Origin of the sequence: Ruegeria sp. HKCCA0370 (assembly GCF_013033705.1) — a bacterium.
Lineage (GTDB): Bacteria > Pseudomonadota > Alphaproteobacteria > Rhodobacterales > Rhodobacteraceae > Ruegeria.
Genome location: NZ_WQEP01000001.1, coordinates 28,652 through 49,535 on the forward strand (window position 1 = coordinate 28,652; position 20,884 = coordinate 49,535).

19 protein-coding genes and 1 tRNA gene are annotated in these 20,884 nt (G+C 58.7%); 6 read left to right on the forward strand and 14 right to left on the reverse strand.

Going from position 1 to position 20,884, the window contains the following annotated elements; translation table 11 throughout:
• Positions 1–33: 33 nt before the first annotated feature.
• The 3 genes from GOW31_RS00140 to GOW31_RS00150 are packed head-to-tail and all read right to left on the reverse strand — an operon-like array spanning position 34 to position 2,679.
• The gene (locus tag GOW31_RS00140; protein WP_171167048.1) at positions 34–1,359 is read right to left on the reverse strand and encodes a TRAP transporter large permease subunit; all 1,326 of its coding nucleotides are present in this window, start codon (positions 1,357–1,359) and stop codon (positions 34–36) included.
• Entirely contained in the window at positions 1,359–1,877 is a 519-nt protein-coding gene (locus tag GOW31_RS00145; protein ID WP_170343591.1) for a TRAP transporter small permease subunit, read from the reverse strand. The genes GOW31_RS00140 and GOW31_RS00145 overlap by 1 nt, the downstream gene beginning before the upstream one ends.
• Positions 1,878–1,893: 16 nt before the next feature.
• Entirely contained in the window at positions 1,894–2,679 is a 786-nt protein-coding gene (locus GOW31_RS00150; RefSeq protein WP_254441616.1) for an N-formylglutamate amidohydrolase, read from the reverse strand.
• Between the two features lie 103 nt (positions 2,680–2,782).
• Between GOW31_RS00150 and GOW31_RS00155 the strand changes: the two genes are divergently transcribed.
• The 6 genes from GOW31_RS00155 to GOW31_RS00180 all read left to right on the forward strand — a co-directional run bounded on the left by GOW31_RS00155 (position 2,783) and on the right by GOW31_RS00180 (position 9,661).
• Positions 2,783–3,655 carry a MurR/RpiR family transcriptional regulator gene (locus GOW31_RS00155; protein WP_171114706.1) on the forward strand — a complete coding sequence of 291 codons (873 nt, stop codon included), beginning with the start codon at positions 2,783–2,785 and terminating at the stop codon, positions 3,653–3,655.
• A gap of 93 nt (positions 3,656–3,748) precedes the next feature.
• Positions 3,749–3,822: transfer RNA gene (locus tag GOW31_RS00160), tRNA-Gly, on the forward strand.
• Between the two features lie 129 nt (positions 3,823–3,951).
• On the forward strand, positions 3,952–5,772 hold the full coding sequence (locus GOW31_RS00165) for an ABC transporter transmembrane domain-containing protein (protein WP_171167055.1): 1,821 nt from the start codon (positions 3,952–3,954) through the stop codon (positions 5,770–5,772).
• A gap of 160 nt (positions 5,773–5,932) precedes the next feature.
• Entirely contained in the window at positions 5,933–7,822 is a 1,890-nt protein-coding gene (locus GOW31_RS00170; RefSeq protein WP_171114710.1) for an acyl-CoA synthetase, read from the forward strand.
• Positions 7,823–7,834: 12 nt separating this feature from the next.
• The gene (locus tag GOW31_RS00175) at positions 7,835–8,758 is read left to right on the forward strand and encodes an alpha/beta hydrolase (RefSeq protein WP_171167058.1); all 924 of its coding nucleotides are present in this window, start codon (positions 7,835–7,837) and stop codon (positions 8,756–8,758) included.
• Between the two features lie 99 nt (positions 8,759–8,857).
• Positions 8,858–9,661, forward strand: a complete 804-nt coding sequence (locus GOW31_RS00180) for a methyltransferase domain-containing protein (RefSeq protein ID WP_171167060.1) — start codon at positions 8,858–8,860, stop codon at positions 9,659–9,661.
• A gap of 23 nt (positions 9,662–9,684) precedes the next feature.
• On the opposite strand, the gene GOW31_RS00185 is transcribed toward GOW31_RS00180, so the two are convergent.
• From GOW31_RS00185 to GOW31_RS00235, 11 genes are all read right to left on the reverse strand, one after another.
• Complete coding sequence (locus GOW31_RS00185; protein ID WP_152458796.1) at positions 9,685–10,521, reverse strand: alkaline phosphatase family protein; 837 nt, start codon at positions 10,519–10,521, stop codon at positions 9,685–9,687.
• 154 nt (positions 10,522–10,675) lie between these two features.
• On the reverse strand, positions 10,676–12,313 hold the full coding sequence (locus tag GOW31_RS00190; protein WP_152458795.1) for an ABC transporter ATP-binding protein: 1,638 nt from the start codon (positions 12,311–12,313) through the stop codon (positions 10,676–10,678).
• On the reverse strand, positions 12,310–13,125 hold the full coding sequence (locus GOW31_RS00195) for an ABC transporter permease (protein WP_152458793.1): 816 nt from the start codon (positions 13,123–13,125) through the stop codon (positions 12,310–12,312). The genes GOW31_RS00190 and GOW31_RS00195 overlap by 4 nt, the downstream gene beginning before the upstream one ends.
• On the reverse strand, positions 13,122–14,078 hold the full coding sequence (locus GOW31_RS00200) for an ABC transporter permease (protein WP_171167062.1): 957 nt from the start codon (positions 14,076–14,078) through the stop codon (positions 13,122–13,124). The genes GOW31_RS00195 and GOW31_RS00200 overlap by 4 nt, the downstream gene beginning before the upstream one ends.
• A gap of 15 nt (positions 14,079–14,093) precedes the next feature.
• Positions 14,094–15,680 (reverse strand): ABC transporter substrate-binding protein, encoded by a 1,587-nt coding sequence (locus GOW31_RS00205; RefSeq protein WP_171167064.1) that lies wholly within the window; start codon positions 15,678–15,680, stop codon positions 14,094–14,096.
• A gap of 237 nt (positions 15,681–15,917) precedes the next feature.
• Positions 15,918–17,021, reverse strand: coding sequence for a glycerate kinase (locus tag GOW31_RS00210; RefSeq protein WP_171167066.1), 1,104 nt, complete (start codon positions 17,019–17,021; stop codon positions 15,918–15,920).
• Positions 17,021–17,458 (reverse strand): D-aminoacyl-tRNA deacylase, encoded by a 438-nt coding sequence (gene dtd / locus GOW31_RS00215; RefSeq protein WP_171114725.1) that lies wholly within the window; start codon positions 17,456–17,458, stop codon positions 17,021–17,023. Before dtd ends, GOW31_RS00210 begins: the two co-directional genes overlap by 1 nt.
• A 42-nt stretch (positions 17,459–17,500) precedes the next feature.
• The gene (locus tag GOW31_RS00220; RefSeq protein ID WP_371809804.1) at positions 17,501–18,169 is read right to left on the reverse strand and encodes a nitroreductase; all 669 of its coding nucleotides are present in this window, start codon (positions 18,167–18,169) and stop codon (positions 17,501–17,503) included.
• Between the two features lie 101 nt (positions 18,170–18,270).
• Positions 18,271–19,386 carry a TFIIB-type zinc finger domain-containing protein gene (locus GOW31_RS00225; protein WP_171167070.1) on the reverse strand — a complete coding sequence of 372 codons (1,116 nt, stop codon included), beginning with the start codon at positions 19,384–19,386 and terminating at the stop codon, positions 18,271–18,273.
• A gap of 6 nt (positions 19,387–19,392) precedes the next feature.
• A complete protein-coding gene (locus GOW31_RS00230; RefSeq protein ID WP_171167072.1) occupies positions 19,393–19,707 on the reverse strand; it encodes a CPCC family cysteine-rich protein in 315 nt (104 codons plus the stop codon).
• A gap of 9 nt (positions 19,708–19,716) precedes the next feature.
• Positions 19,717–20,865: an SPFH domain-containing protein gene (locus tag GOW31_RS00235; RefSeq protein ID WP_171167074.1), complete on the reverse strand. Its 1,149-nt coding sequence runs from the start codon at positions 20,863–20,865 to the stop codon at positions 19,717–19,719.
• Between the last annotated feature and the right edge of the window lie 19 nt (positions 20,866–20,884).

Consider the following 20,884-nt stretch of genomic DNA (forward strand, 5'->3'; position numbering starts at 1 on the left):
GGATTGCCCGCGAAGCCCCGGTTTGATCCGGGATCATTTGTTGTAGATGTATTCAGGCAGCCACAGTGCGATCTGCGGGAATGTCATGATGATCGCCAGCGCCAGTGTCATCACCATCACGAAGGGCAGGATCGAACCGTAAATGTCGCGCAGCGATATCTCTGGCGGCGCCATCGCGCGCATCAGGAACAGGTTGTAGCCGAAGGGCGGCGTCATATAGGCGATCTGGGTGGTGATCGTGTACAGAACCCCATACCAGATCAGGTCGAACCCCAATGCACCCACGAGCGGCACGTACAAAGGCGCGACGATCACCAGCATGGCCGTATCGTCCAGAAACGTGCCCATCAGAATAAAGCTGAGCTGCATCAAGATCAGGATCACCCAAGGGTTGAGGCCCAGCCGCTCGGTAAACAGGTTCTCGATTGCCCGAACGGCGCCCAAACCGTCGAAAACAGCGCCAAAGGCAAGCGCAGCCAGGATGATCCACATGAACATACAGGTGATGCCCAGCGTTGACCGTACAGATGTCTCGAAAACCTCTCGTGACATGCGTCCTTTGAGGATGGCCGCGGCGAACGCCGTCAACGCACCGATGGCCGAGCTTTCGACCAGCGAGGTCCAGCCGTTGACGAAGGGCACCATCATCGCGGCAAAAATACCCAAGGGCAGAAGGCCTGCGCGCAACAGGCGCAGTTTCTCTGCCATGGGCACGTCGCGCTCCTCGGCTGACAAGGCGGGCCCTAACGCCGGGTTGATGCGGCAGCGGATCACGATGTAAAGGATGAACATTGCGGCCATCATTAGCCCGGGAAGCAGCCCGGCAAGCCAGAGCTGCCCGACTGGCTGGCGCGCGATCATCGCGTAAAGAACCAGCACGACGGAGGGTGGCACAAGAATACCTAATGACGATCCGGCTTGTATCACCCCGGTCACCATTTTCTTGTCATAGCCGCGTTTCAGAAGTTCCGGCAGCGCAATGGTCGCGCCGATGGCCATGCCTGCGACACTCAGCCCGTTCATGGCCGAAATTAGCACCATAAGACCGATCGTGCCAATCGCGAGCCCACCGTTCAGGCCGCCCATCCAAACGTGGAACATCTTGTACAGATCGTCTGCAATTTTGGATTCGGCCAGAACATAGCCCATGAAGATGAACATCGGCAGGGTCAGCAGCGGATACCATTTCATCAGTTTCATGGCGGCCGAAAAACCAATGTCGTAGCCGCCGCGATCTCCCCACAGGAACAGGGCGGCCATCACGGCAACAAAACCAATCGCGCCAAAAACGCGCTGCCCGGTCATCAGCATCAGCATCATGGTCGAAAACATCAGGATGGCGATCAACTCGTAATACATCAGATCACCTCGCGCGGGATGTCATCGCCCCTGAGGCGCAGAATATCTTTGAACAGTTCCGAGATTGCCTGAAGCAACATCAGGAACAGACCCACGACCATGATGACTTTGATTGGCCACAGATAGGGACGCCACGCGGTCGGGCTGCGTTCACCATATTGCAGCGAATAGCTCAGCGAGTCGTATCCGCCGTAGATCATCACGCCCAGGTAGATGATCAGGAACAGGACGGTGATCGCATCCGTCCACGCTCGACGGCGGTCGGACCATTCGCCGTACAGCAGGTCCATGCGGACGTTGGACCCCATCTGGATCGAATAAGGGCCGCCCAGAATGTAGTAGGCGACCATTGCGAACTGGGCCATCTCCAGTGTCCATAGCGATGGCAGAAAGAACGTTTTCGAGATCGAGGACCAGAGCAGGATGCCCATCATGACGAATATTCCGTACATGACAACGCGCCCGATCCAGCGGTTCGTGCGGTCAATGACCGCCACATATCCCCGCATGAAATTCATCTCGATACCTCTGTTTTCATGGTTTCGCCTCTGCGTGCGATATGTCTTTGATGACCGAATGCAGAATTGGCGTCAGCAATCCCGCAATGCGATTCACGCCTTCTGCGGTGTCGATCAGATCGTTTCGAACCTCGATCATGACATTTGGAAGCCCGCGCCGGACCGCGTGTTCGCGCAACGTGTGCGTGACGCCATCTGTGGCCGAGTAGGGCTCATTCAGAGCCACGCGTAGTCCTGAGCCTTCCGCGTGGCTCAGCATCAGCTGCGCGGCGCGGTCGTCTTCGTCATGAAGAATCCCCAGCTCTACCGTTCGGGGGGCTCCCTTGTAGACGGGCGTGAAACTGTGGATCGTGATGACAACCGGAGGTTCAGGCCGTTCGTCCAAAGTGGATGAAACCAGCGTTTTGAAAGGCTCATACACGTCGCGAACCCGCTGGGCGCGCTGAGCATCTGTCAGGTTCATGTTGCCGGGAATGGAAAACACTTCGCTGACTTGCGGCATGGCATCTTCGCGTTCGGGCGGGCGGTTGCAGTCATAAACAAGGCGACTGACGCGCGAGTGGACCAGCGGCGCATCCAAAGCGCCCATCAGTTCCACCGACAGGTCCAGCGCGCCGATGTCCCAGGCCGCGTGAGAGCTGGCCGCCGCCTCATCCAGCCCCAGTCCATCCAGCGCGGCCGGAATAAACCGGCTTGCATGTTCGCATATCAGCACGGCAGGCGCGCGACCGTGCGCATTGAGCACGCGGGCTGCCGGGGCTTCGGTCGGCAAAAGCAATGATGACTCGGTCTCGTGACACATAGGTAGCATTTGTTACAGCAACTTCTCACCTGTCAAGAAAATTTCTGTAGACAAAATTTCAAACGAACATATTCTGTAACAAATTCAAGAAACGAGGGCGCCGATGGCCACCGTTGCCAAACTTGTCAAACAGAGGATTCAGGATGAGCTGGACGATCTGACACGGTCTGAACGTCAATTGGCCTCGGTCCTGTTGCAGGATTATCCGATGGCCGGTTTGCAATCGATCACCAAGCTGGCCGCTGCGGCGCAGGTTTCGACCCCGACCGTTATTCGCATGGCGCGCAAGCTTGGGTTTGACGGGTTCCCCGACTTGCAGGATGCGCTGCGCGAAGAGGTTGCGGCGCAGATCAAAAAGCCGATCTCAAAACGGGACGCCTGGGTTGTGGATGATGAGGCAGAACATCCGACGACGCGTTTTGCCCAGGCCGTATGGACCAACATGCGCCACACGCTGGAACGTCTGGACAAAGAGATGTTCGATGCCGTCGCGCGTCTTTTGGCCGAGACAGAGCGTCATCTTTACGTCGTAGGTGGTCGCATCACGCGGTCAAATGCGGATTACCTGTTCAATCACATGCAGATCATCCGGCCCAACGTGACGATGCTGGGCAATTCGGCGAATGTCTGGCCGCAATACCTTCTGGATATGGATGAATCATCCGTTCTGGTGATCTTCGACATCCGCCGTTACGAGGCGCATCTGGAGAAGCTGGCACAGGTTGCCTCGGGCCGCGGCGTCACCGTTGTTCTGTTTACGGACCAATGGGGTTCGCCAATCGGAAAGACCGCCAATTATTCCTTCCACGCATTGGTCGAGGCGCCCTCCAGTTGGGATTCGACCATTGCCTTGCAGTTGATCTCGGAAACGCTGATTGCCGAAGTGCAGGAGGCACGTTGGGAAGAAAGCAAGGAGCGGATCGAAGAACTGGAGCGGTTCTTTTCCTCGACCCGGATATTTCGCAATCAGGACTGACGGGCCGAGCAGTGTCGGAAAAATTGCGCCACTAATTTTGCCACTTCCGGCTTGACGATCCCGAAAGCATGACTTAACCAGCGCAAACCATTTGCGGGTATAGCTTAATGGTAAAGCCCCTGCCTTCCAAGCAGGCTATGTCGGTTCGATTCCGTCTACCCGCTCCACGCCTTCCTTGAAATTCTGCGTCAAATGGCCCTTTCGACCTGCCGATTGCGGTTGTGATGCTTGACCATACCTGCCGCTACCTCCAAGAAAGCGGTCACTCAGTACGGTTCAGGATACAAGGGCCAGACATGGCAAGACAAGCCGCCAGCAAGCCAACGCATACCGCCGCGCCCGGAGCCTCCGAGGAACGCGCCCGTTCAAAGAAGATTGGGGTTCTGGCCTCGCTTTGGCCGTTCATGAAACCCTACAAATTCCTGATGATCGGCGCGACGCTGGCGTTGATTCTGACGGCCAGCATGACCCTCACGCTGCCATTGGCGGTGCGGCGCGTGGTCGACAATTTCCGAATTCAGGATGGAGAGCTTCTGGATTGGTATTTTCTGGCCGCGCTGGTCATCGCTGCCGTTCTGGCCGTGGGCACCGGTATTCGGTATGCGCTTGTGACCCGTCTGGGCGAACGGGTGGTGGCCGATATCCGCAAGGCGGTGTTTGATCGGGTCATCGGCATGAGCCCGGAATTCTATGAGCGAATCATGACCGGTGAGGTGCTGAGCCGGATCACCACTGACACGACGCTGATCCAATCTGTTCTCGGCTCGTCCGTATCTATTGCCCTGCGAAACATACTGATGTTCGTCGGTGGGCTGGTTCTGATGTTGCTGACATCCGCCAAGCTGACCGGGCTGGTATTGTTGTTGATCCCGGTGGTCATCGTGCCGATCCTTGTACTTGGTCGCCGTCTGCGCGTGATCAGCCGCGAGAATCAGGACTGGATCGCGGCCTCGTCCGGCAACGCGGGTGAGGCATTGGGCGCGGTACAGACCGTTCAGGCATTTTCTCATGAACAGGCCAGCCGCCAGCAGTTCAGTGAGATGACCGAGACATCTTACAGCGTCTCGCTGCGCCGCATACAGACCCGCGCGGTGCTGACGGTGATCGTGATCTTCCTGGTTTTCTCGGGCATCGTGGGCGTTCTGTGGATGGGTGCCAATGACGTACGAAATGGCGTGATGACCGAAGGCGTTCTGATCCAGTTCGTCATCTATTCGATCATCATGGCGGGCTCGGTCGCGGCCCTGTCCGAAATCTGGAGCGAACTTCAGCGTGCCGCAGGGGCCACCGAACGTCTGGTCGAGCTGCTGCATGCAGAAGATACCGTGACCGACCCTGCCAATCCCAAAGCGCTGCCCAAGAACATTCAGGGCGAAATCCGGTTTGAAGATGTCAGCTTCCGCTATCCCGCGCGGCCCGATACGGTTGCACTGGATCATCTGTCACTTCTGGTGAAACCCGGCGAGACGGTCGCATTCGTCGGGCCATCCGGGGCGGGAAAAACAACCGTGATCCAACTGATCCAGCGGTTCTATGATCCGAACTCGGGCCGCGTGACGCTGGACGGTCTTGATCTGCGCGACATCAACCGGTCGGACTTCCGCCGCCACATGGCTCTGGTGCCTCAGGATCCCGTGATCTTTGCTGCATCCGCGCGGGAAAACATCCGCTTTGGTCGTCTGGACGCCTCGGATGCAGAAGTCGAGGCCGCCGCCCGGGCCGCTGCCGCGCATGATTTTATTACGGCCTTGCCCCAAGGATATGACAGCTTTGTCGGCGAACGCGGTGTCATGCTGTCTGGCGGGCAGAAGCAGCGTATTGCCATTGCCCGCGCAATCCTGCGCGACGCGCCGGTTCTGCTGCTGGACGAGGCGACTTCGGCGCTGGATGCGGAAAGCGAACGCGCAGTGCAGGGCGCGGTGGACAAGATGCGTGCCGGCCGCACGACCCTGATCGTCGCGCACAGATTGGCGACTGTTAAGAAAGCCGACCGCATCGTCGTGCTAGAGGAAGGCCGCATCGTGGCACAAGGCAGTCACGAGGATCTGGTGTCTCAGGACGGGCTGTATGCACGCCTTGCCCGGTTGCAGTTCACCGATGGTGTCGCCGCAGAATAAGAGTGACGCTCCGGCACTTGCGAATTCGCCGTAGCGTCATTCTACATTTTACTCCCCCTGAAGGCTAAGGCCTCGCTTGCGCGAGGTTCGTTTTGCTTCCATCTTGGTTGCGAACAACAAGCCCGCGCAAAACGCGGGAGAATAATACGGGAGGAACCACATGGCCTTTGTGGGTTTGGAAGACAAGAAGCGCATGGAACAGGAAATGCCGTGGGAGGATCGGGATTTGCCCGTCACCTTCCATCAGCTTTTGTCGCGCACCGCAGGGAAGTTCCCCAACCACAATGCCATGAGCTTCCAACTGTTCTCGGGCCCGAAGGACAAGGCCGAGACCCTGACCTGGTCGCAACTTCTGGGTCAGGTCAACCAGGCAGCAAACCTGTTCCGCTCGCTGGGTGTGGGTGAAAAAGACGTGGTCGCCTATGTGCTGCCCAACTGCAACGAAACACTGGTCACGATGATGGGCGGCGCGGTTGCGGGGATCGTGAACCCGATCAACCCCTTGCTTGAACCGGAACAGATTGCCGCGATCCTGCGCGAGACCGGCGCCAAGGTCGTGGTGACGCTGAAATCTTTCCCGAAAACAGATGTCGCGCAGAAGGTCGAAGAGGCGGTGCGCCACGCACCCAAGGTCAATACCATTCTGGAAATCGATCTGAACCGGTATCTGACCCCGCCCAAATCATGGCTGGTGCCGTTTCTGCGCCCCAAGATGGGCGACAAGGAAAAGCTTGCCCATGCGGATTACAAGAACTTCCACACGGAACTGGCCAAGCAACCGACGACGCTGACGTTTGAAGACAGCAAGGAAGATCGTGTCGCCTGTTATTTCCATACCGGCGGTACCACGGGTATGCCGAAGGTGGCGCAGCACAAGTATTCCGGCCTGATCTACAACGGCTGGTTGGGGAACACGCTTCTGTTTGACGAAAACGACGTCATCATGTGCCCGCTGCCCATGTTCCACGTTTTTGCGGTGCATGTGATTGTGATGGCGGCCGTATCATCCGGTGCCCATGTGGTTTTCCCGACGCCACAGGGATATCGCGGCGACGGGGTGTTCGACAATTTCTGGAAGCTGATCGAGCGTTGGAAGGTGAGCTTCATCATCACCGTGCCAACCGCGATTTCAGCCAAGATGCAGCGCCCAGTCGATGCCGATATCTCAAGCGTAAAAACGGCCTTCTCGGGCTCGGCCCCGCTGCCGGTGGAACTGTTCCGCCGCTTTGAAGAAGCGACTGGCGTCACCATTGTCGAAGGGTACGGTCTGACAGAGGCCACGTGTCTGGTTTCGTGCAACCCGGTGGATGGTGAGAAAAAGATCGGATCGATCGGTATTCCGTTCCCCTATACAGACGTCAAGATATTGCAGGATGGGCCAGACGGACCGACCGAGTGCGAAACTGATCAAATCGGTGAGATCTGCATCTCGAACCCGGGTGTCTATGCGGGCAATACCTATACCGAGGCCGACAAAAACGTTAACCTGTATCACTTCGACAAGTACCTGCGCACGGGCGATCTGGGGCGCTTCGACGAAGATGGATATCTATGGATCACCGGTCGCGCCAAGGACCTGATCATTCGTGGCGGTCACAACATCGACCCTGCCGAGATCGAAGAGGCTTTGCTGGGTCACGAGGCCGTCGCTTTTGCCGGTGCCATCGGCCAGCCGGATGCGCATTCCGGTGAAGTTCCCTGCGCCTTTGTCGAACTGGTCGAGGGTGCGTCTGTCACCGAAAAAGAGCTGATGGATTACTGCAAGGTTCACGTGCATGAACGCGCGGCGCAACCCAAGCACATGACCATTCTGGATGAACTGCCCAAAACGGCCGTTGGCAAGGTGTTCAAACCTGAACTTCGGAAACAGGCCATCACTCGTATCTACAACGGCGCCCTCGAGGATGCCGGTTTGGCGGCGCGGGTGGTTTCCGTCATTGATGACAAGAAACGCGGCCTCGTTGCGCAGCTTGACGCGAACGGATCTTCGGAAGACGATGTCGCAAAAGTGCTGGGCGTATACACCCGGCCATGGGAGTGGTCTGAATAAGCCGGAGGGACAATGGACTATGAACGCCTGATCGACGAAGAAACCTGGGCGTTCATACGTCGCACGGCCGAAAGCTATCCCGATGACGCGGTCGAGCTGTCGATCGAGGATCAGCGCCGTGTCTATGACACCATGTGTCAGGACTTTCGCCAACCACGCCCGGCTGGCGTGGAAACTCAGGACCGGGCGGCCGATGGTGTTCCGGTTCGAATTTACTCTGCCGGGCAACCAACCCGAACCGTCATCTATTTTCATGGTGGCGGTTTCGTTGTTGGTGGTCTGGAAAGTCACGACGATGTTTGCGCTGAATTATGCGCCCAAACCGGGTACCGGGTCGTCGCCGTCGATTACCGGCTGTGCCCTGAACATGTGCACCCGGCACAGTTTGATGACTGTTGGAGCGCTGCGAACTGGGCGGCAAATGAATTCGGAGACCCTTTGATTTTGGCCGGTGACAGCGCCGGTGGAAATCTGGCTGCTGCCGTATCCCATTACGCGCGCGGGCGTTTGGACGGGATCCTGGGGCAGGTGCTGATCTATCCGGGCCTCGGAGGGGACCGCAGTCAGGGGTCCTACCAGGAACATGCCCAGGCCCCCTTGCTGACGTTGGATGAAATCAGGTTCTATGAAACCGTCCGATGCGCGGGCGATCCGCCCCAGGGCGATCCGACCTATGCGCCATTGCAGGACAGTGACTATTCAAACCTGCCACCGACCGTGGTTGTAACGGCTGATTGCGATCCGCTGCGTGACGACGGGCAAATTTATTGCAGTCGGATCAATGCGGCGGGCGGGCAGGCCCACTGGATCAATGAATTCGGTCTTGTGCACGGATATCTGCGCGCACGAACTGCGGTGAAACGTGCGGCCGACAGTTTTGAGCGTACCTCGGTTGCGATAGAAGCGCTGGGGCAGGGGATCTGGTCCTACGACTGATGCAGTGAATTGAAGGCTCTGGTCCTTTTTGGGGCCTGTATGCCGAAAACCGGCTGGCTGTGGTAAGCTCACTCAAATTTTCCGAGGAGATCTTACCTTATGGCCGACCCCTTCCAGAACGTTGATGCCGCAGGGCCTGAATTCATCAAGCTGTTTGCGGATTCGATGGACCAGCGGCAAGCAGACCCGACGATGGAGCGGATCGTGGCCGCGTATCTGGGTCATCTGAACGTCACGGATGCATCGACGGTTGTCGAGGTCGGCGCCGGTGCAGGCGCCGTCACACGTCGCATCGCATCACACTGCCACCCGGCGAAGGTCATAGGTTTCGAACCTTCGAAAGGATTTGTCTCGGAAGCCAACACGCGGGCCAAGGAGTATTCGAACCTGACTTTCAAGGTTGCCGACGGTGCCGCGCTTCCGCTGGAGGATGATGCCGTCGATGCGGTTATCATGCACACGGTGCTCACGCATGTAGAAGACCCCAAATCGTTGGTTGCCGAGGCCTTCAGAGTGCTGAAACCCGATGGGATCTTGATCGTCTGTGACGCTGATTTCTCAAAAGCGACCTTCAATGCTTTTCCGAATGATCCACTGGATATATGCGCAAAGGAGTTTGTGCGCGAGTTTGTGACCGATCCTTTTATCGTCGCAAAACTCAGGTCAATGATTTCCGATGCCGGACTTTCCGTGCAACATTTTGACGTGCAGAGCAGAGTTGTCTCGACAGCCGAGCAGATGTTGCCTTGGGTCGCCCTGACCACCAAGCAAATGTACGAGCGGGGTGATATCGGAAAAGAACTGGCAGAAGGGCTTGTGGCCGAGCACGAAAGACGTGCTCGAAACGGGTCTCTTTATGGATATCAGGTGTTTGCGACAGTGGTAGCTGCGAAGGCCGCATAAGCGGCCCCGAAGCTGCTTGCGTGTTACCGCAGAAACGGTTCGGCCTTCATTGTCTCAGCAATGGGGGCGCCCATTCGGCTCAGGATGGTCGGGGCCAATTGCAACTGGCTTATGACGGTTTCGGAGTCCGGCCCTTCGGCGTCGCCGAAATAATACAGCGCCGTTTCCTGTTGCAGCGGGCCGCGCCCGCCGTGGTGCCCACGCTCGTCCTGGCCGTGATCCGCGGTGACGATCACTTCATATCCCAACTGGCGCCAGCGGGGGATGAAAGGGGCCAGCATCTCGTCGGCGACAAAGCAAGCGTGATCCATTTCTTCACAATCGTGGAAGAAACGGTGGCCCATACTGTCCAGCGTGCAGGTGTGCAGAATGCCATAGTCCAGCCCGAAACGAAGGCACAGATTGGTCAGAGTGGCATACAGGTCGACATCGGATGGCGTCATCTGATTGGCTTTGCCATAGCCCGTCATGCTGTGAAAACGGCCATGGTTGATCGTCGCGCTTTCGGGTTCGTCATATTCGATGTCGCGGACGTAATCGAAGGGATGACGGTTGAAGAACTGCGACCAATAACTGTGTGTCACCGCCCCGGTCACCCCACCGGCTTCACGCACCTGGCTGAATACGTCCTTGTGGCTCAGCCGGAAGACATTTCCATTTCCGGTACAGCCATGCTCTTGCGGCGTCACGCCCGTGTGGATCGACGCATAGCAACTGGCCGATGTCGAAGGCAGCACCGCGCGCAGTTTCCAAAGCCGTGCTTCTCCGCTGTCGACCCAGCCTTCGAGATTGCCGAACAGGCGACGAAAGTTGCAATAGGGGACACCGTCCAGAATGATGAGAAGTAGCTTGCGGTCCATGTCGAAGCCCTTTGAGAGACATTGCGTTCCGGCGACCCTAAGAGATTCGACGTCTTCGGGCTGCCACTTTGCGCCCCCAATAGCAAAATCCCGACACCTGTCTTCACACAAGGTGCCGGGATTTCAAACCTTCATCGAAATGTCACGAACCGGATCAGTTGCCGGCGCTTTCCATCTTGCGATGGGCGACAACCTCTTCCAGCCAGCCCAGATGCATTTCAGGCACCGAACTGAGCAGCAGGTCGGTATAATCGTCGAAGGGCGGGCTCAGCACCTGGCTCTTCGAGCCATAACGGGCCACGCGACCCTGATACATCACCGCGATGCTGTCGCTGATCGCGCGGACCGTTGCCAGATCATGGGTGATAAACAGATAGGCCACATCTTCGATCTTTTGCAGGTCCAGCAGCAGTTTGAGGATCCCGTCTGCCACCAGCGGATCCAGAGCCGAAGTGACCTCGTCACAGATGATCATCTTGGGCTTGGCTGCCAGTGACCGGGCGATACAGACACGCTGTTTCTGACCTCCGGACAGTTCCGCAGGATAGCGGTCGATGAACTTTTCGCCCAACTCAATCTCATCCAACAGCTCGATGATCCGCTTGCGCTTTTCAGCGCCACGCATGTTGAAATAGAACTCCAACGGGCGGCCGATGATGGTGCCGACGGTCTGGCGTGGGTTCATTGCCACGTCCGCCATCTGATAGATCATCTGCAACTCGCGCAGATCCTCGCGAGAACGCCCCGCAAGGTCCGGCGACAGCGTGCGACCGGCAAAACGGATCTCGCCATCGCGCGGCGGCAACAGGCCGGTGATCACCCGGGCCAGCGTGGATTTGCCCGAACCGGATTCGCCCACGACCGCCAGCGTCTGCCCCGGATGAAGCTCGACATTGACGTTATGCAGCACGTCGAAGTTCAGCCCCTTGTAGCGCGCGGTGATCCCGTCAACGGTAAGCAGCGGTTCCGGTGTGGGCTGCTTTTCTTCGTGCTCAATCGAACGCACCGAGACCAAAGCCTGAGTATATTCTTCCTGCGGGTTGTTGATGATCTGATCGGTGCTGCCGTATTCGACTGTGTCACCCATCCGCAAAACCATGATATCGTCGCTGACCTGCGCAACAACCGCCAGGTCATGCGTGATGTACAAAGCGGCAACGCCGGTATCGCGTATGGCATCCTTGATCGCCATAAGAACATCGATCTGGGTGGTCACATCCAGCGCCGTGGTCGGTTCGTCGAACACCACCAGATCGGGCTCAGGACACAGTGCCAATGCGGTCATGCAACGCTGCAACTGACCGCCAGAAACCTGGTGCGGGTAACGGTTGCCGATGTTGTCAGGGTCAGGCAAACCCAGCTTTGCGAACAGCTCACGCGCGCGGGCCTCGGCCTCTTTGCGCGAAAACTTCTTGTGCTCGACAGCCGCTTCGACAACCTGATCCATGATCTTCTTGGCCGGGTTGAACGACGCGGCGGCAGATTGCGAGACATAGGCAACCTCGCCCCCGCGCAGATTCCGAATATCGCCATGCGATGATTTCAGGATGTCGCGCCCGTTGACCCAGACTTCGCCGCCGGTGATTTCAACGCCACCCCGGCCATAGGCCATCGAGGCAAGACCGATGGTGGATTTCCCAGCGCCGGATTCACCGATCAGACCCAATACCTTGCCGCGCTCGAGGTCAAAGCTGACCCCGTGCACGATTTCGATGTCGTGGGGTTTCTCACCCGGTGGGTAAACGGTCGCACCGATCTTGAGGTCACGGACCTTGAGAAGGGTATCACTCATCCCCGACCTCCTTTCAACGATGTAGTACGGTTGAGGATCCAGTCAGCCACAAGGTTGACCGAGATTGCGAGCGTCGCGATGGCCACCGCGGGGTACAGGGCCGCGCCAATGCCATACACGATGCCGTCCTTGTTTTCCTTCACGATGCCACCCCAGTCGGCCAGCGGCGGTTGAACGCCGAGACCCAGGAAGGACAGGGTCGAGATGAACAGCACCATGAAAATGAACCGCAGGCCGAACTCCGCCACCAGCGGTGACAATGCGTTCGGCAGGATTTCCCGGAAGATGATCCATGTCCGCCCCTCACCACGCAATTTGGCGGCTTCGACATAGTCCATCACGTTGATATCCACGGCGACGGAGCGCGAAAGGCGATAAGGGCGTGTCGCATCCAAAAGCCCCATGACAAGGATCAGGATCGGAACGGTGACCGGAACGATGGCCAGAATGACCAGCGCAAGGATCAGCGTAGGGATGGACATGATCAGATCGACCGTCCGGCTGAGGGCCTGATCCGCCCAACCGCCCAGAACGGCGGCCAGAAGACCAAGCGATGTACCGGTCAAGAAGCTGAGCAATGTCGCTGCGGCGGCAATGAAGATCGTCGTGCGACCGCCATAGATCATGCGGGTCAGCAGGTCGCGGCCGATATTGTCGGTGCCCAGCAGGTGCTCGGCGCTGGCCGGTTCCCATACATCGCCGACCACTTCCGCCATCCCGTAAGGCGCGATCAACGGGGCAGCAATGGCCACGAAGAAATAGGCGCCGGTGAATATGAGGCCAATCAGAGCCGAAATAGGGATGTTTTTCATTTCGGATGCCTCAGTCTTGGGTTGGCGAGGATCGAGACGATATCCGCGACCATGTTCAGGCCGATGTAAACAGCCGCGAACACCACGCCGCAGGCCAGAACAACCGGCACGTCACGCTTGGTCACGGCGTCCACAAGGTACTGCCCCATGCCGGGATAGACGAACACGACTTCGACCACGACGACGCCGACAACGAGGTAGGCGAGGTTCAGCATGACAACGTTCACGATGGGCGAAATTGCGTTGGGAAAGGCATGCCGCGCGATGACCTGAAACGTGCTCAGGCCCTTGAGTTCGGCGGTTTCGATGTAAGCTGATTGCATGAGGTTCAGAATTGCAGCGCGGGTCATCCGCATCATCTGCGCCAGGACCACCAGTGTCAGAACGAAGGCAGGCAGCGCAATCGCGTTCAGCTTTTGCCAGAACGACATCGAGTCGTTGATCATCGCCAGCGAGGAAAACCATCCCAGTTTGACCGAGATGTAGTAGATCACGACGTAGCCGATCAGGAACTCGGGGATAGAAACCGTTGTCAGCGTGACGGCGGAAATCAGTTTGTCGGGCCAGCGATTGCGGTACCGGACGGCCAGTAGCCCCAGGAAAATCGCAAGCGGGACGGATACGATTGCCGCAACACAAGCCAAGAACAACGTGTTCCCGAGGCGTTTTCCGATGCTCTCGGCAATATCAAGCTTGTTGGTCAGCGATTGGCCAAGGTCGCCCTGAACGATGCCGCCCAGCCATTCAAAATAACGGGTCAGGGCCGGGCGGTTCAGGCCCATTTCTTCGCGAAGGTTGGCCAAGGCCTCGGGGGTTGCGGACTGCCCCAGGACGGCTTGCGCGGCGTCTCCGGGAAGAGCTTCGGTCAGGCCAAAAATCAAGGCCGAAGCGCCGAACAGCAATAGAATTCCCAGCGCGAGGCGCTGGGAAACCAGTTTTATGATAGGATGCATTATCCGATGCCTGTATCAGACGAACCACATTTTGCGGGACATGTTGCCGTTCATCATTTCCTGTGTCGGGTCGCTTTCCCAACCATCCAGTTGGTTGCTGACACCTTCGACAAAATCGTTGAACATCGGGCAAATCAGACCGCCTTCATCACGGACCATGCGGCCCATCTGGCTATAGATGCCCTTGCGTTTCTCGACATCCAGTTCTGCACGAGCCGCGAACAGCAGGTCGTCAAATGCCTGAACTTTGAAACGTGTATCGTTCCAGTCAGCCGTCGACAGATACGCGGTCGAATACATCTGGTCCTGCACCGGACGACCGCCCCAGTAAGAGGCACAGAAGGGCTGTACGTTCCAAACCTCGGACCAGTAGCCGTCATTCGGCTCGCGCTTGATTTCCAGCGGAATTCCAGCCTGGGCCGCCGTCTGTTGGAAAAGGGCTGCGGCATCCACGGCACCCGGGAAGGCACCGTCTGCAACACGAAGAACAATCGGCGAGCCGTCATGACCGGACTTCTTGTAGTGCTCGGCGGCTTTTTCCACGCTGAACTCGCGCTGTTCGATTGTCTCGTCAAACAGTGGATAGGCTGCGTTAATCGGCATGTCGTTACCGATCGAGCCATAGCCGCGGAGTACTTTGTCCACCAGATCCGCACGGTTGATGGCATACTTCAGGGCCGTGCGCAGTTCGTTGTTGTCGAACGGTGCGGTATCGCAGTGCATGATAAAGACATAGTGGCCGCGGCCAGCGGTCGAGTGCACGGTCAGATTGGGTGCGCGCCCCAGCAGGTCAGCGACCTTTGGTTCAACACGGTTGATGGCGTGGACCTGACCCGATTGCAATGCAGCGGTACGCGCTGTTGCGTCATTGATAACCACGACTTCAACACTGTCGAAGTTACCAAAATCAGAGTTCCAGTGGTTCTCGTATTTTGTGAACAAGTGGCGCACACCGGGTTCGTCTACTTCCACCTTGTATGGTCCGGTTCCGATACCTGCTCCGGGATTGTCCATGCCGCCATCGGGCTGAATGATCAGGTGGTAGTCGGCCATCAGATACGGAAGGTCAGCGTTTGGCTCGGACAGAGTGACCTGGAAATTGTCGCCATCGGCTTTCATCGACTCGATGCCCTTCATGATACCAAGGGCACCAGACTTGGAGTCTTCGTTCGAGTGGCGCTGCATTGTCTTCAGCACGTCCTCGCTGGTCATGGTTTTGCCGTTGTGGAATTCGACACCCTGACGCAGTTTGAACGTCCAAACCTTGGCATCCGCGCTGCCTTCGACACTTTCCGCCAGACGCGGTTCGATGGACCCATCGGGTGCAACTTCCACAAGCTGGTCGCCAAACTGTTTGCCGTTCTGGAACGGAACCGAGCTGGCATAGGTCGCGGGATCCAGCGAGTTGGTGGATTCGCCACCCTGAAGGCCAAATTTCAGGTCACCGCCTTTTTTCGGGCCTGCCGCGCGTGCTGCGTCTGCGAACATCGTGCTGGCCACCGCCGCCGAAACACCCAGGGCCGCGGCTTTCCCCATGAATTCGCGGCGAGTCATCTTCCCGGCTGTGACCTGACCGGCCATATGCGTTATTTGTTCATTCATTGAGTGTTCTCCCTATTGAGTGGTTCTAGCCCCTTGGGGGGCTTTTTGTTGACGCATGAGTCAACGTTGGCTTATTTCCGCGAACCGGGCAAGGTTATTTCTCCTAAATGCCGAAGGCCGAAGCCTTCGCTTTGTTGTCCGGTGTGCGGCAATTGCTGAGTGGGTGTTCAGGTACATTCTGCATTTTCGGGTAGTTTCTGGTCGATTGCGGGCCAAAGCGGCATGAGAAGCGTCAATTCATCCACGTATCGCGACAACCAGATCCATGACATTGGTGCCGGTTGGCCCGGTTGTCAGCAGGCCTTGGACTTTTTCCAGGAAAGACCCGCTATCGGCGTTTTGAAGGGCGCGTTCGGCGCCCTCACCCCAGGTTGCTCCGGTTATGATTCCACCCGCCGCATTTGTCGGGCCATCCGTGCCGTCGGTGCCGCCCACGATCACCGCAAGATCCGTCTGCCCCGCGATCTCTTTTGCCAATGCAAGCGCAAGGGCCTGATTTCTGCCGCCACGTCCCGGGTGATCAGGCAAGACCACGGTCGGTTCTCCGCCAAAGATCATCACGCCTTTTTCCATTCCACGCAGCATGGGCCCAAGACGCGCCGCGACCTGCAAATAGTCGTCGTGCAGGGCCTCATCATTGGTCCAAATCCTCAGCCCCATTGTTTCCGCTGCTTTGGCGGCGGCATTGCGGGCATGCGCGTTCGAAGCGACGATCCGGTTGCTGGCGGCAAAGGAATGCTTGTCGGGCAATGCTCCGATCCCGGAACCGATGACGTTCAGATCGTCTCCGGGCACATCCGAAATCGCCAGAACCGTGGCGCGGTCTCCGGCGAAATGGGATAGCAGGCCGCCGCCCTTGATACGTGACAGCTTGCGCCGCTCGGCATTCATTGCGCGGATATCCAGCCCTTTGGACAGCAGTTCGCGGTTCAACGCCTCGAGATCCGCCAGCGATGTTCCCGGAAGCAGGTCCTCGGCCAGGGATGACGCGCCACCCGAGACCAGCAGCAGAACATGTGATCCGGGCCCCATCTGTTCCATGGCCAGGCGCAGTGCCCGTCCGCCCGCCAGGCTGCGGTCGTCCGGAACGGGGTGTGACGCTTCGATCACCTCGACCCCGGCCGGCAGGTCGTGGCCATGCCCGTCTTTGGTGACCACAAGCGTGGGGATGGCGCCGAAATGCTCCAGCGCAGCCCTCGCCATGGCTGCGGCGGGTTTGCCCACGGCCAGAATACGGTCTGGTTTCGGGACATCAGGCAAGGCGGCAAGGGTGGCCTTATACCCGCCGACGGCATCAACACCGGCCTGCCACAACCTGACAGCTTGCTTTTCAATATCCATCAATTCTCCACCCAGATCGTGACCGGCCCGTCATTTACAAGCTCAACCGCCATGTCCGCGCCGAACTGCCCGGTTTCCACCGCGATACCCTGCGCGGCAAGGTGCTCTGCGAAGACCTTGTACAATTGCTCTCCCAACTCGGGCGGGGCTGCGTTTGAAAATCCGGGGCGATTGCCGCTGGAGGTGTCCGCCGCCAGTGTGAACTGGCTGACCACCAAAGCAGAGCCTTCAACATCCAGAAGCGAGCGGTTCATCTTGCCGGCGTCATCCTTGAAAATCCGCAGTTTCGCGGTTTTTTCGGCCAGTTTTTCTGCCTGTGCCTTGCTGTCGCCCTGCATGGCGCAGACAAGAATCATGAGCCCGGGACCAGTTTTGCCGATGACGGTGCCTTCGACCGACACTTTGGCCTGTGTCACCCTTTGCAGCAATGCGCGCACTTGGTTCCTCCCCCGAAACGTTGAGCCTGCCTGAGCGATGGTTTAGCCGCGCCAGTCCACAAAGTCACCCAATGCCGCGCGTTTCGTACGGAAGCTGTTTGCAGGATGATCCATATCCGAATAGCCAAAGGAAATTGCGCACAGGATCAACCGGTCATCGGGGATCTGAAAATACTGATGCAAAAAAGGGCTGTACGCCGCCAATGCCGCTTGCGGGATGGTTGCCACGCCCAAAGCCTGAGCGGCGAGCGCAAAAGCCGTGACAAAGCCGCCGCAATCCATTGCACCATAAGGTCCCAGCTCTGCCGGGCTTGAGATGATGGCACAATGTGGTGCGCCAAAGAGGGCAAAGTTCTGCATCATTTGCTGCGCCAATCCTTCGCGGTCCCCCCGTTCTATGCCAACCGCGCTGTAAAGCGCCCAGCCACACGTCCGGCGCCGGTCTTGATACACGCCGGAGTAGGAAACGGGAAAAGGAAGATCGGGGGCCGGCGTGCCGTTCCTGGCTTCGTTTGACATCGCGTCGCGGAACCTGTCGGTTTCGTCTTTGCTGGTGACGACCAATTGCCAAGGTTGCGCATTGCACCAGCTTGGCACCCGCGACGCGCTGGCCACGATCTGTTCGATGTCACCACGTGGCACCGGGTCGGGCCGAAAGGCGCGGCAGGAATGGCGCGCGGTCAGAAGCGTGTTCAGGTCGGCCAGGGTCACGTCATCTTCTCCTCCGGGGCAGCCGGCGGCAGGATGGGTGAGAAGCCGGGGATGTTCAAGGGGTTCCGCCGCAGAGTTTTCGGCGGAGGAACCCCCGAAGGTCATTGCTGCCCGGTCGCCATCAGGTATCCGATGCCCGCGGCAACCAGCAGGCCAAGCACAACGGCGATCGTGATCTTGATTGCCGACCAGGGGCGTTCTCCCTGAACCCGGCCGGTCCGGCCGTTCACCACGAAACGATACGTCTGACCGCGATACTTGTACGCCGCCAACCAGACCGGCAGCAGGATATGCTTGAACGTGACATCGCGCACATCGGTGTCCACTGCATGGATGCGTTGCCTGTCGCCCCCAATATCAAACCGCACGTCCCGCTCGATCACGCGGGCCATATATGCGCGTGCTTCGGCATATCCATCTTTCAGCTCGACCGTATAGGCCTCGGCCCGAAAACCGGCGAGGTACTCTGGCTGGTAGGGTTCCAGAGCTGGGAGATCCCAAGGCTCCAGAGCATCCGTGTAAGCCTTGGGCAGGGACTTTGAGGCCAACACCAACACGTCGTCAAAAAACCGCGCCACCCGGCCGGACTTGGGCGTCCAGCGGACCTTGGGCACCTGTTGTTGTACCCGTTTGCCATCCCGCATGACGGTGCGGGTTTCATAGTAGACTATGCCGCGCTCTCCGCGATAGGCCGACTTCGTATCGGCGTCGAAGGTCCAGTAGGGCACATAGATGCCCTGCATCCTGCGGCCCTTGCGGGCATAATCCTTGAGCCCGTTCGGCGCGAACCACAACCTTCCCAGCCAGTCGCTCATGGCCTTGTGGGCGGCGCGTTCGTCCAGCGCAAAGGGCAGAACGCCCTTCGGTTTGATATGCCGGTTTATCCCGGTGTCCGTAACGACCGGGGTGGCGCAGAACGGGCATTCCGCAGCATGGGTGTTGGGATCGAATTCAACCTGCGCTGCACAGTTCGGGCAGGACAGAACCCGCGTCTCCTCGATTTCGCTGTCGGGCAGGCGGTCGGCGATGGCAGCGTCGAAATCCAGCTCGCGCAGGCTGGCGCCGCCCCAGGAGCCGGCACCGATCGGTTCGGAATGGCCGCAATGGTCACAGGTCAGGGTGCCGGATAGCGGGTCGAATCGATAATCCGCGCCGCAATTGTCACATGGAAAACGATGTTCCGCAGAACCGGATGGCGGGGCAGGAGGCTGGGTCATAGGTGGTCACTTGTCGACGGGAAAGTGAAGATAGGCTGCGCGCTGCTCCTCGGGCAGGACATGCGGCAGCATCGCGGCCTCGCAGGCCCCGATTGCCCTGAAATTCTCGCGCGCCTCGGCCAGTGTCAGGCCGTGGTTGGCGGCAGAGGGCTCGCGGGGGTTCTTGTCGTACAGAATGTCCTCGTCCTCCCAAAAGCAGATCGCGCAGATCAGATAGGCCCCGCGCTCGGCCAGGGCGACATAACCGCAGCAAGGGCAGATGAATTGCGGCTGTGGCGCTTTGCGCCCGCCTGTCTTCGAGCGTTTCCGCGATGCGGTCATGCCGATGCCTCACGCCCCGGGCGGCGGAGGCGGCAGGATCGTGAACAGCTGCGCCAGTTCCTGCACCTCACCCGCCTTCTTCCAGCCGTCCTGACCGGGCGTCCACACGAAAGTGTCCCGCGTAATTTCTCCCTCGCTGGCCATGCGGCCCATCTTGGCCTTCGAGAACGGGCCGCTGGTCTGACCGTCCACCGCGATATGCCAGACATGCTCGACCGGCGGCGGAGGTGGCGGGGCCACATGTGCGGCCGGTTGCGGGGCAGCGGGCGCGGGCGCCCCCCACGGGCCTGACGACTGACCCGCTGCCATGTTTGACATCTGGTTCGCCATCGCCATGCCCATTCCCATACCAAGGCCAGCGCCCATGCCGCCGCCTCCGCTCGGGGAACTGGCTGCCGCCGTCATCGCCTCGGCCGCGGAATACTGGGTGAACTTGCCCAGATCCCCCGCCAGCCCCATCGAGGTGCGCTTGTCCAGCGCCGCCTCAACTGCCGGCGGCAGTGAGATGTTTTCGATGTAGAATTCCGGCATTTCCAGCCCATAACCGCCGAGCACGGGCGAGACCTCGGCCGCGATCAGCTTGCCCAGATCGGCGGTGTTTGCAGCCATGTCCAGAACCGGGATGCCCGAGCCCGCGATCACCCGGCTGAATTCCTGCACGATGATGTTGCGGATTTGAAAGCTGATCTCGTCCATCGTGAATTCACCGTCGGTGCCCACGATCTCGACCAGAAATTTGGCCGGGTCCTTCACCCGGATCGTGTAGGTGCCATAGGCGCGGATCCGGGTGGGGCCGAATTCGGGATCGCGCAGCATGATCGGGTTCTTGGTGCCCCATTTCAGATCGTTGAACCGGGTCGTGTTGACGAAATAGATCTCGGACTTGAACGGCGACTGGAACCCGTGATCCCAATGTTGCAGCGTCGTCATGATCGGCATGTTGTTGGTTTCAAGCATATAGAGGCCCGGCGTGAAAACGTCGGCCAGCTGGCCTTCGTGCACGAATACGGCCGCCTGGCCCTCGCGCACGGTCAGCTTGGCGCCATACTTGATCTCGTGGCCTTCACGCTCGAACCGCCAGACCATCGTGTCACGGGTGTCGTCCACCCAATGAATGACATCAATGAATTCTCCGGTCAGAAAATCGAATATTCCCATTTGGGTTCTCCTGTCCTTG

What these genes read in the sequence shown, in the direction of transcription:
- GOW31_RS00140 (WP_171167048.1), bottom strand. Translation starts at nt 1,359, where the DNA reads ATGTATTACGAGTTGATCGCCATCCTGATGTTTTCGACCATGATGCTG.
- GOW31_RS00145 (WP_170343591.1), bottom strand. Translation starts at nt 1,877, where the DNA reads ATGAATTTCATGCGGGGATATGTGGCGGTCATTGACCGCACGAACCGC.
- GOW31_RS00150 (WP_254441616.1), bottom strand. Translation starts at nt 2,679, where the DNA reads ATGTGTCACGAGACCGAGTCATCATTGCTTTTGCCGACCGAAGCCCCG.
- GOW31_RS00155 (WP_171114706.1), top strand. Translation starts at nt 2,783, where the DNA reads ATGGCCACCGTTGCCAAACTTGTCAAACAGAGGATTCAGGATGAGCTG.
- GOW31_RS00165 (WP_171167055.1), top strand. Translation starts at nt 3,952, where the DNA reads ATGGCAAGACAAGCCGCCAGCAAGCCAACGCATACCGCCGCGCCCGGA.
- GOW31_RS00170 (WP_171114710.1), top strand. Translation starts at nt 5,933, where the DNA reads ATGGCCTTTGTGGGTTTGGAAGACAAGAAGCGCATGGAACAGGAAATG.
- GOW31_RS00175 (WP_171167058.1), top strand. Translation starts at nt 7,835, where the DNA reads ATGGACTATGAACGCCTGATCGACGAAGAAACCTGGGCGTTCATACGT.
- GOW31_RS00180 (WP_171167060.1), top strand. Translation starts at nt 8,858, where the DNA reads ATGGCCGACCCCTTCCAGAACGTTGATGCCGCAGGGCCTGAATTCATC.
- GOW31_RS00185 (WP_152458796.1), bottom strand. Translation starts at nt 10,521, where the DNA reads ATGGACCGCAAGCTACTTCTCATCATTCTGGACGGTGTCCCCTATTGC.
- GOW31_RS00190 (WP_152458795.1), bottom strand. Translation starts at nt 12,313, where the DNA reads ATGAGTGATACCCTTCTCAAGGTCCGTGACCTCAAGATCGGTGCGACC.
- GOW31_RS00195 (WP_152458793.1), bottom strand. Translation starts at nt 13,125, where the DNA reads ATGAAAAACATCCCTATTTCGGCTCTGATTGGCCTCATATTCACCGGC.
- GOW31_RS00200 (WP_171167062.1), bottom strand. Translation starts at nt 14,078, where the DNA reads ATGCATCCTATCATAAAACTGGTTTCCCAGCGCCTCGCGCTGGGAATT.
- GOW31_RS00205 (WP_171167064.1), bottom strand. Translation starts at nt 15,680, where the DNA reads ATGAATGAACAAATAACGCATATGGCCGGTCAGGTCACAGCCGGGAAG.
- GOW31_RS00210 (WP_171167066.1), bottom strand. Translation starts at nt 17,021, where the DNA reads ATGGATATTGAAAAGCAAGCTGTCAGGTTGTGGCAGGCCGGTGTTGAT.
- GOW31_RS00225 (WP_171167070.1), bottom strand. Translation starts at nt 19,386, where the DNA reads ATGACCCAGCCTCCTGCCCCGCCATCCGGTTCTGCGGAACATCGTTTT.
- GOW31_RS00230 (WP_171167072.1), bottom strand. Translation starts at nt 19,707, where the DNA reads ATGACCGCATCGCGGAAACGCTCGAAGACAGGCGGGCGCAAAGCGCCA.
- GOW31_RS00235 (WP_171167074.1), bottom strand. Translation starts at nt 20,865, where the DNA reads ATGGGAATATTCGATTTTCTGACCGGAGAATTCATTGATGTCATTCAT.